At 37.6% G+C, this 298-nt stretch carries 1 pseudogene; it reads left to right on the forward strand.

Features of this window, described 5'->3' with window-relative positions:
- A pseudogene (locus tag SB775_RS28610) lies at window positions 1-298 on the forward strand (2-oxoglutarate dehydrogenase E1 component); the annotation flags it as partial.

Genomic DNA, 298 nt, shown 5'->3' on the forward strand with positions numbered 1-298 from the left:
CTTACACTTTCTACAGGTAGTGAGTTAAGTGAAGGACGTTTCCAACCTGCTTTAGAACAAGGAAACCTTGGTGCGAAACCAAATAAAGTAAAACGTCTTGTTTTAAGTACAGGTAAAATGGCAATTGACTTAGCAGCAGAAATCGAAAGTGGTAAGCATGAGTACAGCCTAGATGAAGTTCATATGGTTCGTATCGAGCAGTTGTACCCATTCCCTGCTGAAAAAGTTCAATCTATTATTAAACGCTTTAAAAACTTAGAAGAAATCATTTGGGTTCAAGAAGAACCTCGTAATATGG

The sequence above is a fragment of the Peribacillus sp. SIMBA_075 genome, assembly GCF_046534585.1.